The organism is Streptomyces sp. NPDC050617 (assembly GCF_040654795.1).
Taxonomy (GTDB): domain Bacteria; phylum Actinomycetota; class Actinomycetes; order Streptomycetales; family Streptomycetaceae; genus Streptomyces.
On record NZ_JBFAIS010000005.1, the window covers coordinates 1 to 14,243 of the forward strand.

A 14,243-nucleotide genomic window follows, 5' to 3' on the forward strand; every position below is an offset into this window, starting at 1 on the left:
GGTTGATAGGCCAGATATGGAAGCCTGGTAACGGGTGGAGTTGACTGGTACTAATAGGCCGAGGGCTTGTCCTCAGTTGCTCGCGTCCACTGTGTTGGTTCTGAAGTAATGACCTGTGTTGTTGCCGGGTGGTTATTTCATAGTGTTTCGGTGGTCATTGCGTTAGGGAAACGCCCGGTTACATTCCGAACCCGGAAGCTAAGCCTTTCAGCGCCGATGGTACTGCAGGGGGGACCCTGTGGGAGAGTAGGACGCCGCCGAACAATTTTTAGCCGGTGTCCCGGACCTTGTGGTCCGGGACACCGGCATTTTTGCGTTCTGAGGCGGTTGTCGTCGACGAACGGTTTGATCCTCGGCCCCGGCCCCGGCCTCCGGTTCCGGTCGTCGGCCGCCTCTGTGTGCAGTGCCGGCGGCTGGGTGTGTGCTGCCCGCTCATGGGCTCAAGTGTTCTACGGCCTTTCGTGTGATCCACGCCACGCCGAGGTTCGTCCTACGTCCTGATGGTCGGTCAGATTAGTTATCTTTCCTTCGCCATTATTCTATTTTCTGCCCATTTGGGGCAGGAGAAGGACGTGGGGATGCCGTGCCCACCACACAGAGAACTGCCCACCGAGACAAGGACCGTCAGCGCCGGCGCATTCCGGCTCCTGCCGCTGCCCGTGGGGGCGGCCAGGAGGCGGCACGGGACCAGGACCGCGGTCAGAGCTATGACTATGAGCGTTTCAGCCGGTTGGCCGGGCCGCTCACCGAACCAGACCGTACGGGTGACGCGCCGTACCGCGTTCGCTATCACAGCCTGCTCGGGCGCGGGGCGCACCGGGTGCGTACCGCGCTGCTGCTGACCGCGGCGCCGATCGTCTCCCTCGTGCTTCTGGTGTGGCTGGTCCGGCCGGATCACTGGGTGCACCGGCAGTACGTCTCGGGCTGGGAGACCGCCGCCGACTGGGTGATGCTGGTCTCGATCGGGCTTCTGGAGACGTTCCGCTTCGTGAACGTGGTCTCCAACGCCCATGCCACGCTCGTGGCCCGCGATCCCGTTCCGGTGACCGCCGAGCCCGGCACCCGGGTGGCGTTTCTGACCAGCTTCGTTCCCGGCAAGGAGCCGATGGACATGCTGCGCGCCACGCTGGAGGGCGCGATGCGGCTGCGGCACGACGGGACGCTGCATGTCTGGCTGCTGGACGAGGGCAATGACCCCGAGGTGCGGCGGATGTGCGAGGAGCTGGGGGTCCGGCACTTCTCGCGCAAAGGGGTGGAGAAGTGGAATCAGCCCAGCGGGTCCTTTCGGGCGAAGACCAAGCACGGCAATTACAACGCGTGGCTGGACGAGCATGGCTCCGGCTATGAGTTCATGGCCTGCGTCGACACCGACCATGTGCCGCTGCCGGAGTTCCTGGAGCGAATGCTCGGCTATTTCCGCGACCCGGATGTGGCGTTCGTCGTCGGTCCGCAGGTGTACGGGAACTATGACAGCACCGTGGCCAAGGCGTCCGAGAGCCAGCAGTTCCTCTTTCACGCGCTCATTCAGCGGGCGGGCAACGCGTACGGGTCGCCGATGTTCGTCGGGACCAACAACTGTGTGCGGGTGAGCGCGCTCCAGCAGGTCGGGGGGTTGTTCGACTCGATCACCGAGGACATGGCGACGGGGCTGGAGATCCACCGGCAGCGCAATCCGCGGTCGGGGAACCGGTGGCGGTCCGTCTACACGCCCGATGTGCTGGCCGTCGGGGAAGGGCCCTCGACCTGGACCGACTTCTTCAACCAGCAGTTGCGCTGGAGCCGGGGCACGTACGAGACCCTTTTCCGGCAGTTCTGGCGGGCGGCGTTCACGCTGTCGCCGGGGCGGATGCTGAATTACGGGCTGCTTGTCGCGTACTACCCCATGACCGCGGTGAACTGGATTCTCGGCGGGGTCTCCTGTGTGCTGTTCCTGGGGCTCGGGGCCTCGGGAATCCATATCGAGTCGCAGATGTGGATGATGCTGTACAGCGATGCCGCCGCGCTGCAGATCGGTCTCTATCTGTGGAATCGCCGGCACAACGTCAGCCCGCATGAGCCGGAGGGTTCTTCGGGGGCAGCCGGTATGGCGATGTCGGCGCTGTCGGCTCCCTTGTACGCGCGGTCGCTGGTCGGCGCGGTGCTGCGGCGGAAGGCGGGTTTCGTCGTGACCTCGAAGGGCGATTCGGCCAGCCCCGACCGGGTCAGGACGTTCTCCACGCATCTGCTGTGGGCGGGCCTGTTCGGCGGCTCGGTCGTCGCTTCCGGGTTTCTCGGCCATACCCATATCGCGATGCGCACCTGGGCCGGTCTCGCCACGGTGATCTCGCTGGCTCCGGTGGCGCTGTGGCTGGTCGCGCTCGTACGTGAGCGGCGTCGGGGGCGGCGGGAAGCGGCGGTGGTCGAGGCCGTACGGACCGAGGCGGGCGGGGCGGTCCAGGCGGATGAGGGGAAGGCCGGCGGCGGTCGGGTTCCGGCTATGGCCGGGCGGGCGGGGCGAGAGGAAAGAGCAGCAGGAAAGGGAGGAGCGCAGTGAAGTACCGTCCCAGTTCACGCACGCGGAAGCTGGCGTTCGGCGCGGCGGCCGTCGTGGTGCTCGGCGGCATGAACGCCCCGGCCGTCTATGGTTTCGCCGAGAGCGCGTACCACGACTACACGATCAACAAGCCCGAGTACATGGCGCGTTACGGCCACTGGGACCTGGTCGACGTGCCGGAGAAGTACCGGATCAATTCGATCCACGCGGCGCTGCTGCACACCGGGAAAGTGCTGATGATCGCCGGTTCCGGGAACGACGAGAAGAACTTCCGGGCGGGCACGTTCCAGAGTGTGCTGTGGGATCCGGTGAAGAACACGTTCAAGGAGATCGACACTCCGAAGGACATGTTCTGCGGCGGCCACGCCCAACTCCCCAATGGCAACCTCCTCGTGGCGGGCGGCACCGCGCGGTACGAGAAGCTGAAGGGCGATGTCACGCGGGCCGGCGGGGCGATGGTCATCAAGAACGAGGACCCGGACGCCCCGAAGACCTTTCCCAAGGGCACGGTGTTCCGGGGGCCGGGCGGCAAGGAGTACGTCTCGCAGCTCAATGTCCTCGTCCCCCGTGCCGAGAAGAAGTTCGCCGGGCGCGGCAAGGGGAAGCGGGCGAAGGGGAAGGTCACGGTCACCGCCGGGCAGGCCCGCGTTTTCGTGGAGGCCGTGCGCAAGGGCGAGAAGGGTATTTCGAACGAGGCGGCGCAGTACGAGATCGTGGGGGAGAAGGGCGCCGACGCCCGTAACCACTACGGTCTGGCCACCAAACTCGGCCTGGACAAGAAGGACTTCCAGGGGCTGAAGGAGGCTTACGAGTTCGACCCGATCGCCGAGCGGTACATTCCCGTCGACCCGATGGCCGAGGCCCGCTGGTACCCGACTCTGGTGACGCTCAAGAACGGCAAGGTGCTGGCCGTATCCGGGCTCGACGACATGGGCGAGATCATTCCGGGGGACAACGAGATCTACGATCCGAAGTCCAAGAAGTGGTCCGAGGGCCCGCACCGGTATTTCCCCACGTATCCGGCGCTCTTTCTGACCAAGGGCGGCAATCTCTTCTACTCGGGTTCGAACGCGGGTTACGGCCCGGCCGACAAGGGCCGGCGGCCGGGGCTGTGGAACCCCGACGCGAACACCTTCAAGCCGGTGCCGGGGCTGCGCGACAGCGATCAGACGGAGACGTCGGCGTCGGTGCTGCTGCCGCCCGCCCAGCGCCAGAAGGTGATGATCTTCGGGGGCGGCGGCGTCGGCGAGTCGCACCGCTCCACGGGCCGTACGGCCATCGCGGACCTCACGCAGGACGATCCCGTCTTCCGTCCCGGTCCCGGTCTCGGGCGGGGCACTCGGTATTTGAACGCGGTGCTCGCGCCGGATGACTCCGTCTTCACCACGGGCGGTTCGAAGGACTACCGGGGCAAGGGCGCCAGCGACATCCACAAGGCGCAGTTCTACGACCCGGCGCGGCGCTCGTTCCGGCCGGCGGCCGATCCGGCGGTGGGGCGGGACTACCACTCCGAGGCGATGCTGCTGCCGGACGGCCGGATCGCGGTGTTCGGTTCCAACCCGCTCTTCGCGGACCGGGCCAACACGGCCGTCGCCGAGTTCGAGAAGCGCATCGAGGTCTACACCCCGCCGTATCTGTACGGGCGTACGCGGCCCGAGCTCGGCGCGGGGACGACCGAGGTGGAGCGCGGCGGCTCGGCGGAGTTCGCCGTTCCGGCCAAGGCTTCCGTGCGGACGGCGCGGCTCATGCGGCCCAGCGCGGTCACCCACGCCACCGACGTCGAGCAGCGCTCCATCGAGCTGGCCTTCGAGCGGCACGGCGGGCGGATGAAGGTGACGGTGCCGCGCGACCGGGCGCTGGTGCCGCGCGGCTGGTACATGCTCTTCGTCACGGACGGGCGGGGGACGCCGTCGAAGGCCCGGTGGGTCCACGTGCGGTGACGTTTCTCCAGAAGGGAGAGCGGAGCGGGCGGCCCCTCGGCGGGCCGCCCGCTCCGCTTTCGGCTACGCGCGGTCGTCCGCTCCGCTTTCGGCTACGCGCGGTCGTCCGCTCCGCTTTCGGCTACGCGCGGTCGTCCGCTCCGCTCTCGGCTACTCGCGGTCGTCCGCTCGTCGGTCCGGGCCGCCCGCGTCCGGCTCGCCCATCGCCTCGCGCGCGAGCCCCAGCGCGTACTCCGTCCACCACTGCCCCGCGGGCGGGCCGCCGCGGCACGCGCCGTCCGACTCGCCGGGGCGCTTGATCCACAGGTACGCGTCCACGGTCGGGCTGCCGGTCTTCGTGGTGGGCGGCGTGCCCAGGGCGCGGCCGGGGGGATTGCACCACGGCTCGGCGTCGCCGCCGCGGTTCGTGTGCTCCTGCACCGGCCCCTTGCCGTTGCGGCTGGTGTCGATCACGTAGTGGGCGCCGCCGAGCGCGGCGGAGAGCCGGTTCCCGTACTCCTGGCTGGCGCGGGTGGTGTGGAAGCTGGAGACGTTGAGCGCGAAGCCGTCGGCCGACTTGACGCCCGCGTTCTTCAGCGCGTCGGCGATCTGGCCGATGTCCCGGATCCACCCGGCGTTGCCCGCGTCCACGTACACCGCCGCGCCGGGCCGCGCCTTGAGGGTGCGGACGGCGTCGGCGAGCAGCGCGCGGCGGTCGGAGCGGGAGCCGGGGGCGGGGCGGAGGCCGGCCGCGGAGCCCGATTCGGTCGTGGCGTCGACTCGGGACCGGCCGTCGCAGCCGGTCGCGGCCTGCGGCACGGCGTCCGGCTCCAGGACGACGACGGCCCGGCGGCCGCCGATGCCGTCGGCGATCCGGCCGACCCACTGGCGGTATTCCTCGTCGCTCGACGCGCCGCCCGAGGAGTACTGGCCGCAGTCGCGGCCCGGAATGTTGTACGCCACGAACACCGGGACCTGCCCGGCGAGCGTCGCCTCCCGGGTGGCGCGGCGCACCCGTTCCGCCGGGTCCCGTTCGGTGAGCCAGACGGCCGTGGGCTGGTCGGAGATCCGGCGCAGCAGTGCCGCGTCGCTTGCCCGGCCGCGCTTCTCCACCATGCGGGTCTGGTGCAGCGCCTCGCTCCGCGGGTCGATCCAGAAGGGCGAGTACTGACCGGCGGGGGCGCTATTGGGGACGGGGATGGTGGCGGGGGCGGCCCGCGCGTTGTGGCCGGACGCCCAGCCGATCGCGGTCAGCAGCCCCAAGGACATCAGCAGCCCCGAGGCCGCTCTTGCGGAGCGGGACCGTCCGCTCGCGCGCTGCTCGGTCATGGAATGCCTTTCGCTCGCGCCCCGGTGACACCTCGGCAACCGGCCGACCAGACAAGGTTTGCCGCTGACGGGGCGTCATGCCGCATTTTGCTGGGCCGAACGGGGCGGCGGGCCGGCGCCGAGCCGACGGTCCGTCATGCCAGGCGCGGCAGGTCCGCGGCGGTGACGCGGCCGAGGAGCGGTTCGCCGCGCAGGCAGCGGGCGACCTCGTCGACGGCGTACGCGCCGAGGCGGCGGGCCTCGCTGCCCTGGGCCCCGGCGATATGCGGGGTGACCAGCACATTGGGGAGGGCGGGCAGCGGGTGGCCGGCGGGGAGCGGCTCGGGGTCGGTGACGTCGAGGAACGCGTCGAGGCGGCCGGCGGCGCACTCGCGGGTGAGGGCGTCCGTGTCGACGAGGGGGCCGCGCGCGGTGTTGATGACCGTGCCGCCGTCGGGGATCAGGGCGAGCCGCCGGGCGTCCAGCATGCGGAAGGTCTCCGGGAGTTCGGGGGCGTGGACGGTGACGATGGAGGAGGAGCGGCAGAGCTCGTCGAGGGCGACCGGCTCCGCGCCGAGCCGCGCGGCGTCGTCCTCGCGTACGTACGGGTCGTGCAGCAGGAGCCGGTGGCCGCGGCCGGAGTCGCGGAGCCGGGCGAGGACGAGGCGGCCGATGCGGGAGGCGCCGATGACGCCGATGGTGCGGCCGTCGGCTCCTTGGCGGTCGCGGAACGCGGGTCGGCCGGCGGGATGGGCGGCGGCCGCCGGCAGGGCCTTCTTCGCGGCCAGGACGACGGCGGCGAGGGTGAAGTCGGCGACCGGCCCGGCGTTGGCTTCGGCCGCCGACGAGACGATGATGCCGCGGTCCCAGAGCGCGTCGCTGACCAGGTCTTTGACCGAACCGGCGGCGTGCAGCACGGCCCGTAGCCGGGGCGCGTGCGCGAGGACGTCCGCGGTGAGGGCGGGGCAGCCCCAGCCGGTGACGAGGAGGTCGGTGCGGGCCAGGACCGTACGGGCCGCCGGGCCGTCCAGCGGTCCGGTGAGCGGCTCGGGGTGCAGCTCGGTGAGGCGGGCGAGGCGGGCGCGCAGCTCCGGCGGGAGTACGGCCTCGGCCTCGTCGGCGCCCATGGCCATGGCGGCGGTCGGTCGTTCCGGCACGCGCGTCCCCTCGGGTGACGGCGGGCGGTTCCCGCCGGGCGGCCGGAGGCTATGGGGGCGGCGGGGGAGCGGGCAAGGGGGCCTGGGCGCGTACGGGGGCGTGCGCGGGGAACCGGGAGCGCGCGGGGCGGGAGAAACCGGCTTTACCGGGGCGGCGGGGCCGGGCGACGATCTGCTGATGGAGTACACCATCAGACCCATACGCCCCGAGGAGTGGGCGGAGAGCAAGGCGCTGCGGCTCGCCGCCCTCGCCGACCCCGACGCCTCCGTCGCCTTCGTCACCACCCTCGCCGAGGCGAACGCCCGCCCCGACGGCTACTGGCGGGAGCGCACCCGCGAGACCGCCGCGGGCGACACCGCGCTCGCCTTCGTCGCCGAGAGCCCGGACGGAGAGTGGGTGGGCACCGTGACCGCCCAGGTCGAGAAGCCGGACGGCCCGGACGCGGAGCACATCTTCGGCGGGGCCCCGACCGCCCCGCAGACGCAGTTCATCGGCGTCTACGTACGCCCCGAGCACCGGGGAACCGGTCTCGCGCGGGAGTTGGTACGGGCGGGGGTCGAGTGGTCCTGGTCCCTCGCGGACCCGCGCATGGAGCGCGTACGCCTCCACGTCCACCAGCGGAACCCCCGGGCGCTGGCCTTCTACCGCAAGCTCGGCTTCGAGCCGACCGGGAGGACCCCGGACATGCCGGGCCGGCCCGGGGAGCACGAGTACGAGCTGGCCCTGCCGCGGCCGGAGGCGTGAGCGGCGCGACGCTGCCCCGTGTGCTGGGGCGGGCGGGGCGCGGGGCCGGATCGTGGGCCGTGGACGCGGTGATCACGGCCATCGTGCAGGCGGCGGTCACGATCCCCTTCGTGGTGCCCCGCGCCGCCGACGTCCCTCCCGCAACTTGGGCGGCGTACGGGGTGACGACGCTCTCCGTGCTGCCGCTGCTGTGGCGGAGCCGCGCGCCGTTCACGGTGCTGGTGGGCATTGTGGTGGCCGGGTTCGCGTACGTACCGCTGGACGGGCCCGGCCAGCCGCTCCCGTACAGCCCGCTCGTCGCAGTCTTCACCGTCGCCGCCGAGGCGGGGCGGCGGCAGCGCCGGGCGGCGCTGCTGCTGAGCCTGCCGCTGGTCACCGTCGGCACGGCGCTGCACACCGACACCGCCCGCGAGTACCTCTTCGCCTTCTTCGTGTTCGCGGCGGCGTACGCGCTGGGGGCGCTGACCCGCGTCCGGCAGGCGTACACCGCCGCGGTGGAGCAGCGGGCGGAGGCGGCGGAGCGGGCGCGGCGGGCGGCGGCCGAGCGGGCGGCGGAGCGGGAACGGGCCCGTATCGCGCGGGAGATGCACGACGTGCTGGCGCACGCCGTCAGCGTGATGGTGGTGCAGGCCGAGGCCGGGCCGCTGGCCGTACGGGCGGACCCGGACCGGGCGGAGGCGGCGTTCGACGCCATCGCGGACGCGGGGCGGGACGCGATGACGCAGCTGCGGAGGATGCTCGGCGTCCTCAAGGACGAGGCCCCCGAGGACGGAGCGCGCTCGGCACGCGTCCCGCAGCCCTCCCTCGCCGACCTGCCGGAACTGGTGGAGCAGGTGCGCCGTACGGGGCTGGAGGTGGCGCTGGAGACGGTCGGCGAGGCCGCGAGCCCGTCGGCCGATGTGCAGGTGACGGCGTACCGCGTGGTGCAGGAGGCGCTGACGAACGTGCTGAAGCACGCCGATGCCGCCGCCGCGACCGTACGGCTGGGCTGGGCGGCGGACCGGCTGACGATCACGGTGACCGACGACGGGACGGGCGGCCCCCGGCCTCCCGGGCGCGCTTCCGGGCGTACGGGCCAGGGCCTGATCGGCATCCGTGAGCGGGCCGCGGCCCATGGGGGAGCGGCGACCGCCGGGCCAGCGCCGGACGGGCGCGGCTTCGCCGTTGCCGTCGGCATCCCCCTCGTGATCTCCTCCCCGGTGGGGGTGGGGTGATGACGATCCGCGTGGTGGTGGCCGACGACCAGGAGCTGGTGCGCGGCGGCTTCGCCATGATCCTGGCCGCGCAGCCGGACATCGAGGTGGTCGCGGAGGCCGGGGACGGCGTCGAGGCGGTCGCGGCGGTGCGGCGGCACGACGCCGACGTGGTGCTGCTGGACGTCCGGATGCCGCGCATGGACGGCATCGAGGCGGCGCGCACGGTGTGCGCGGAGACCCGGTGCAAGGCGGTCATGCTGACCACCTTCGACGAGGACGAGTACGTCTACGAGGGGCTGCGCGCGGGCGCGAGCGGCTTCCTGCTCAAGGACGTGCGGCGGGCCGATCTGGTGCACGCGGTTCGGGTTGCCGTCGAGGGCGATTCGCTGCTGGCGCCGTCGGTCGCCCGGCGGCTCGTCGCGGACTGCGCGGCGCGCGGCCCGCGCCCCGGCCCGGGGGCCGACCGGCCGCTGGACGTGCTGACGTCGCGGGAGCGGGAGACGCTCGCGCTCCTCGGCCGGGGGCTGACCAACGCGGAGCTGGCGGCGGAGCTGGTGGTGAGCGCGCACACGGTGAAGACGCATGTGAGCAATGTGCTGACGAAGCTGGGGCTGCGGGACCGCGCGCAGGCTGTGGTCTGCGCGTACGAGACGGGGCTGGTCGCTGTCGGGGAGGGCTACCGGGCGTAACTCCCTCTGGGGAGGGGGCCCGCGGTCGGGGAGTTCGCTCGCTCCGGCGATTCGCCGGGGGGCCGCGGTGAACAGGATGGTTCCCGTCCGCAGGAACCGTTCCGCGCAGGGGAGCCGCCTTATGAGCCGTAGCCGAATGAGCCGTAACCGAATGAGCCGTCGCCGATTGAGTCGCAGTCGTTCGAGCCGCAGTCGTTCGGCCCGTAGGAGAATCGCCGTCGCCGCCCTGGGGCTGGTCCTCATGACGCCGGCCGTCGCCTCGGCGCAGACCGGGCGGGCGGCGGCCCATGCCGGTACGTCCCCGGACGCCGCCGCGCTGCGGGCGGCGATCGCCGGGCTGCCGGACGCGGACTCCACGGCCGCGCTCGTACGCGTCGGCGGTACGGGCGGAAGCTGGCGCGGCGCGGCGGGCGAGACCGACCGGCGGACGCACGCCGCGCCCAGGGGCGACGAGCGGTTCCGCGTGGGCAGCGTCACCAAGACGTTCACGGCGGCCGTGGTCCTCCAGCTGGTCCACGAGGGGAAGCTGGCGCTCGACGGCACCGTGCAGCGGTATCTGCCCGGCCTGCTGCCGGCGCGCTACCCGGACATCACGGTCGCCCAGCTCCTCGACTACACGAGCGGCCTGCCGAGCCCCGGCCTGCCCTCCGGCTTCGGCTGGCAGAAGGCGCACCGCTTCACGACCTGGGGGCATCGGCACCTGGTCGAGCTGGCCGTCCGCCAGGACATGAAGTTCGCGCCGGGCACCGCGCAGGACTACTCCAACATCGACTACAACGTGCTGGGGCTGCTGATCGAGAAGGCGACGGGGAGTTCGTACGAGCGGCAGGTGCGGGAGCGGATCATCGAGCCGCTGGGGCTGCGCGGCACGTACAGCCCCAGCGACGATCCGAGGCTCCACGGGCGGCACACGCACGGCTATCAGGCGGTGCGCGGCAGGTTCGGCGACGCGCGCCTCCTGGACATGACGGACTGGAACCAGTCCGTCACCTGGGCCTCCGGGGACCTCGTCTCGACCGCCGGCGACCTGGAGCGCTTCATGACGGCGCTGTTCAGCGGCGCGGTCGTGCCCCAGCACGAGCTGAAGTCCATGTTCACGGTGCCGCGTGTGAAGGAGTACGGGAGCGAGGGCGGCAGGCCGGCCGTCCACTCCAGCGGGCTGACCCGGGCGAAGCTGCCGGACGGCACGGAGGTGTGGGGCAAGTCCGGCGCCCGGTACGGATACAACGCGGGCATCGCCGCCACCCGCGATCTGCGCCGCACCCTCGTCTACTCCGTCAACTCCACCGACGGCAAAGGCGAGGAGGCGAACCCGGCCGTCGGGAAGATCACCGCAGCCGCGTTCGCTCACGTCAAGGCCGAGTCCGCGTCCGGGGATGGGGCCGGGGGTGGAGGGAGCAGCCGCAGCCGCCGCTGATTACGGTGTCGGCGGGGGGCGGCGCGGCGGCGGCGGCTTTTTCGACGGTGGCCAGCAGGCGGCGGCGTTTCGCGGCGCCGATGAGCCGGCCGCGCAGGACCACGGAGTCGATCTTCCGGGTGTTGCGGATGTCGTGCAGCGGGTCGGCGTCGAGTACGAGGAGGTCGGCGGCCCGGCCCTGTTCGACGGTGCCGGTGCGGTCGCCGAGGCCGAGGAAGCGGGCCGGGGTGCGGGTCGCGGACTGGAGGGCCTGCATGGGGGTCAGTCCGGCGTCGACCAGGAGGTTCAGCTCGTCGTGGAGGGCGAAGCCCGGCACCGCGTACCCCGTGCCGGTGTCCGTGCCCGCGAGGATCGGCACGCCGCAGCGGTGCAGCTCGGCGACGAGGCGCAGCCGGTGCGCGTAGGCCGTCCGGACCAGCTCGGCCTGGCGGGCCGTGCGGCCGCCGATCAGGGCCTCCAGGATGTCGGGCCAGGCCGCGGTCATCCAGCGCGGCAGATACGTCCACTCGGGCGCGTGCGAGGGCAGTTCGCCCGGCCGCTCCAGCATGTGATGGACCGTCAGCGTCGGCGTGACGTGCGTGCCCTCGGCGGCCAGCCGGTGGAAGAGGGACCTCGCGCGCTCGCGGTCGTAGGACCGTACGGCCTGGCCCTCCAGTTCGTGGATCTGCTGGAACCAGCGGTGGTAGCGGTCCAGGCTGCTCGGCACCGGTTCCAGGCGGACCTCGGCGAGGCCGCGGCGGATCTCCGTCTCCTGCTCCCGCGAGGCCGTCGACAGCAGGAGCGCGTGCAGGTGCTCGATGCTGCGCTGGCCCGCGCCGCTCGCCTCGGCGACCGGCACGGCGTCGGGGCAGTGCCCGGCGAACGGTATGCCCAGGCGGCGCGCCTCGTCCGCGACCGCCAGATACGCCCCGCGCGAGAGCCGGGAGTAGACCTTCACGAAGTCCGCGCCGTCCGCCTCGGCCCGGCGGACTGCCTGGCGGGCGGCGTGTTCGTCGCCGGCCAGGAGGACGGAGCCCGCGTCGTCGGCCCACAGGGACGGCGTTCCGTCGACCATGGCGCTGCCGATGACCCAGCGGGGGCCGAGCAGCTCCCCGTCGTCGATCTTCCGCCGCCACTCGTGGTGCAGCGGCTCGCCCCACATCTCGCGGACCGTCGTGACGCCGGCGAGCGGGTAGAGCGGCGGGGCGATCTCCTCCAGGGCCGGGCTGTGGACGTGCGCGTCGATCAGGCCGGGGATCAGGTACTTGCCGGTGAGGTCCGCGGTCCGTACGCCCTCGTCCACCGGGACCTCGGACGACCTGCCGACCGTCGTGATCCGGCCGCCTTCGACGAGCACCGTCATGTCGCGGGCGGGCCCGGCGCCGGTGCCGTCGATCACTGTGGCGTGCGTCAGCGCGAGGCGCTCCGGGGCGCCGTTGCCGGATTGTTCTGACACTGGGGGTATTTCGGTGGACATGGGCTCCGCTTTCGCCGATTGCCGGGTGATGCTCCGACTCTGGCGGAGTCCGGCGCGCGAAGCAGTGGGGGCAGCAGGCGGATCAAGGGTGCTGTCAGTGCTACCGCGTCAGGGCGCGGTGCGGCCACCGGGCGCGGGCCTGCTCCTCGGAGCGCATCAGGGCGAGCGTCACCAGCCCCTTGGCCGCGCCGTCGGCGAGCAGGTCCGGCAGCGCGGGCAGCGGGGCGACGGCGGCGACGTCGTCCAGCACGCACGTGAGTGGTGGGTCGAGCCGACCGGCGGGTGACCGTTCGGCCACGCTCCGGCCGTGCTCGACCACGCTCGCGGCGAGTGCGGTGAGCAGCGGCATCGCACCCGGGTGGGTGCGAGGGTCCTCAATCGCCTCACCCACAACGTAAAGCGTGCCCGTTTCCGCGATGAATGACTCCAACGCGAGCGAATCCGCGCGATGTGCGGTGCACGCGTCGCGGATATGGATCGAGGAGAGCGCCGCCAGGGCGCGCGCCACCAACTCCTGCGCCTGGTCGCGGCGGTCCGGGTGCCCGGTGAGCGTGGCCTCCAGTTCGCCGGCCGCGCCGGTCGCCGCCTTGGGGTCGGTGCGCAGGATGCGTACGGGCTCGTGCGCGCCGTTCCCCTGTGCCCAGCGGTGTACGAGCCGGAAGGGCCGGCCGCCCACGGCGGCTGCGTGCAGCCAGCAGCGCAGCAGGGTTTCGGCGGCCTCGGCCGTCGCGGAGTCCAGCGAACCGGAGGGGCGTACGGGCGCCAGGAGCGCGGCGGCGCGGGCGGCGGCCGTCCCGCGGGACTCGCAGCCCTCGGCGGGGTTCCAGCGCAGCCGGTCCGGGGTGTCGAGGAGGTGGCTCGGGTCGAAGGCGTGCGTCGGGCCGAGCTTGGCGCGCGAGTCCTTGGTGTCGGCCCACAGGGCGGGGTCGCTGGTGACGACGAGGACGGGGCCGGCGGCTTCGAGGACGGCGAGCATGGCGGCGTCGCCGTGGGAGGTTCCGTAGCGGAGGCTGGGCGGTGGGGCGGCGGCGCGGGGGGCCGGGACGGGTGCGGGTGCGGGTGCGGTGTAAGGGAGGCCGGGGAGGCCGCTGTCGGGGGCGGTGGCCGCGGGGGCGGGGCGGGGGTTCTGTGGAACGGGTGCGTCCGGAACCGCCGTCGGCGTTGCCGTCTCGGGTGCGGGTGCGGGTGCGGGTGCGGGTGCGGGTGCGGGTGCGGGTGCGGGAGCGGACGCGGACGCGTGTGCGGACGCTGGAGCGGGCGTCTCGGCCGGTGGTGTGGCCGCCGCAGCCGCCTCGTACGGAGTCTCCACGCCCGTAGCGGCAGGAGCCCCGGCCGCGCCCGCCGCCCCCGTAGCGGCAGGAGCCCCCGCCGCGCCCCCCGCCGCCCCCGTTGCGGCGGCCCGTGCCCGGCGCTCCCTTCGGACCGCCTTCCAGCGCGCGTACGTCCCCATCGCGAAGATCGTCAGCACGGTCAGCAGCATCAGCTCGCTGATGAGGACGCCCCAGAACAGCCCGTATCCGGAGAGGGAGTCGTGCGGGGCGTCCGGCCAGGCCGTGGCGAGGTCGTGCGGGGCGGCCAGGAGGCGGCGTATGGCCAGCGGGGTGCGGGTGAAGGCGATGCCGTCGGGCCAGGAGCCGTGGGCGAGGAGGGCCGCGAGTCCGGTGCTCGTCCAGACCAGCACCGTCAGCCCCAGCAGGAAGGCCAGCGCGCCGACCAGCAGGCCGTCCGGGACGCCCCGCTGGCCGTCGCGTCTCTGCTTGGGGCCCGAAGGGCCCGAGGGGCCGGTGGGACCTGCGGGCCCCATGGGTCCTGTCGCGCTCATC

At 72.7% G+C, this 14,243-nt stretch carries 10 protein-coding genes and 1 rRNA gene; 7 read left to right on the top strand and 4 right to left on the bottom strand.

Going from position 1 to position 14,243, the window contains the following annotated elements:
* The first annotated feature begins 146 nt into the window (after positions 1-146).
* The 3 genes from rrf to AB0I49_RS08530 all read left to right on the top strand — a co-directional run bounded on the left by rrf (position 147) and on the right by AB0I49_RS08530 (position 4,473).
* Positions 147-263 (top strand): 5S ribosomal RNA (gene rrf / locus AB0I49_RS08520).
* A 467-nt stretch (positions 264-730) separates the two neighbouring features.
* Positions 731-2,533 (top strand): cellulose synthase catalytic subunit, encoded by a 1,803-nt coding sequence (locus AB0I49_RS08525; RefSeq protein ID WP_363226390.1) that lies wholly within the window; start codon positions 731-733, stop codon positions 2,531-2,533.
* Positions 2,530-4,473 carry a kelch motif-containing protein gene (locus AB0I49_RS08530; RefSeq protein ID WP_363226079.1) on the top strand — a complete coding sequence of 648 codons (1,944 nt, stop codon included), beginning with the start codon at positions 2,530-2,532 and terminating at the stop codon, positions 4,471-4,473. The genes AB0I49_RS08525 and AB0I49_RS08530 overlap by 4 nt, the downstream gene beginning before the upstream one ends.
* A 150-nt stretch (positions 4,474-4,623) precedes the next feature.
* Here AB0I49_RS08530 and AB0I49_RS08535 read toward each other — a convergent pair whose 3' ends face one another.
* The gene (locus AB0I49_RS08535) at positions 4,624-5,781 is read right to left on the bottom strand and encodes a glycoside hydrolase family 6 protein (RefSeq protein ID WP_363226080.1); all 1,158 of its coding nucleotides are present in this window, start codon (positions 5,779-5,781) and stop codon (positions 4,624-4,626) included.
* Positions 5,782-5,915: 134 nt separating this feature from the next.
* The gene (locus tag AB0I49_RS08540) at positions 5,916-6,917 is read right to left on the bottom strand and encodes a hydroxyacid dehydrogenase (protein WP_363226081.1); all 1,002 of its coding nucleotides are present in this window, start codon (positions 6,915-6,917) and stop codon (positions 5,916-5,918) included.
* Positions 6,918-7,095: 178 nt separating this feature from the next.
* On the opposite strand from AB0I49_RS08540, the gene AB0I49_RS08545 reads away from it, so the two are divergent.
* From AB0I49_RS08545 to AB0I49_RS08560, 4 genes are all read left to right on the top strand, one after another.
* The gene (locus tag AB0I49_RS08545) at positions 7,096-7,662 is read left to right on the top strand and encodes a GNAT family N-acetyltransferase (RefSeq protein ID WP_363226083.1); all 567 of its coding nucleotides are present in this window, start codon (positions 7,096-7,098) and stop codon (positions 7,660-7,662) included.
* Positions 7,659-8,876, top strand: a complete 1,218-nt coding sequence (locus AB0I49_RS08550) for a histidine kinase (RefSeq protein ID WP_363226084.1) — start codon at positions 7,659-7,661, stop codon at positions 8,874-8,876. The genes AB0I49_RS08545 and AB0I49_RS08550 overlap by 4 nt, the downstream gene beginning before the upstream one ends.
* On the top strand, positions 8,876-9,547 hold the full coding sequence (locus AB0I49_RS08555; RefSeq protein ID WP_363226085.1) for a response regulator transcription factor: 672 nt from the start codon (positions 8,876-8,878) through the stop codon (positions 9,545-9,547). Before AB0I49_RS08550 ends, AB0I49_RS08555 begins: the two co-directional genes overlap by 1 nt.
* A gap of 241 nt (positions 9,548-9,788) precedes the next feature.
* The gene (locus AB0I49_RS08560) at positions 9,789-10,964 is read left to right on the top strand and encodes a serine hydrolase domain-containing protein (protein ID WP_363226086.1); all 1,176 of its coding nucleotides are present in this window, start codon (positions 9,789-9,791) and stop codon (positions 10,962-10,964) included.
* Here the strand turns inward: AB0I49_RS08560 and AB0I49_RS08565 are convergent.
* Entirely contained in the window at positions 10,900-12,399 is a 1,500-nt protein-coding gene (locus AB0I49_RS08565; protein WP_363226087.1) for an amidohydrolase family protein, read from the bottom strand. The two genes, AB0I49_RS08560 and AB0I49_RS08565, sit on opposite strands and share 65 nt — an antisense overlap.
* Positions 12,400-12,520: 121 nt before the next feature.
* Complete coding sequence (locus tag AB0I49_RS08570) at positions 12,521-14,242, bottom strand: type VI secretion protein (protein WP_363226088.1); 1,722 nt, start codon at positions 14,240-14,242, stop codon at positions 12,521-12,523.
* Position 14,243 lies beyond the last annotated feature (1 nt).

Excerpts from the sequence above, each read along its gene's own strand:
- AB0I49_RS08535 (WP_363226080.1), bottom strand. The coding sequence starts at position 5,781 with ATGACCGAGCAGCGCGCGAGCGGACGGTCCCGCTCCGCAAGAGCGGCC.
- AB0I49_RS08545 (WP_363226083.1), top strand. The coding sequence starts at position 7,096 with ATGGAGTACACCATCAGACCCATACGCCCCGAGGAGTGGGCGGAGAGC.
- AB0I49_RS08555 (WP_363226085.1), top strand. The coding sequence starts at position 8,876 with ATGACGATCCGCGTGGTGGTGGCCGACGACCAGGAGCTGGTGCGCGGC.
- AB0I49_RS08560 (WP_363226086.1), top strand. The coding sequence starts at position 9,789 with ATGACGCCGGCCGTCGCCTCGGCGCAGACCGGGCGGGCGGCGGCCCAT.
- AB0I49_RS08570 (WP_363226088.1), bottom strand. The coding sequence starts at position 14,242 with ATGAGCGCGACAGGACCCATGGGGCCCGCAGGTCCCACCGGCCCCTCG.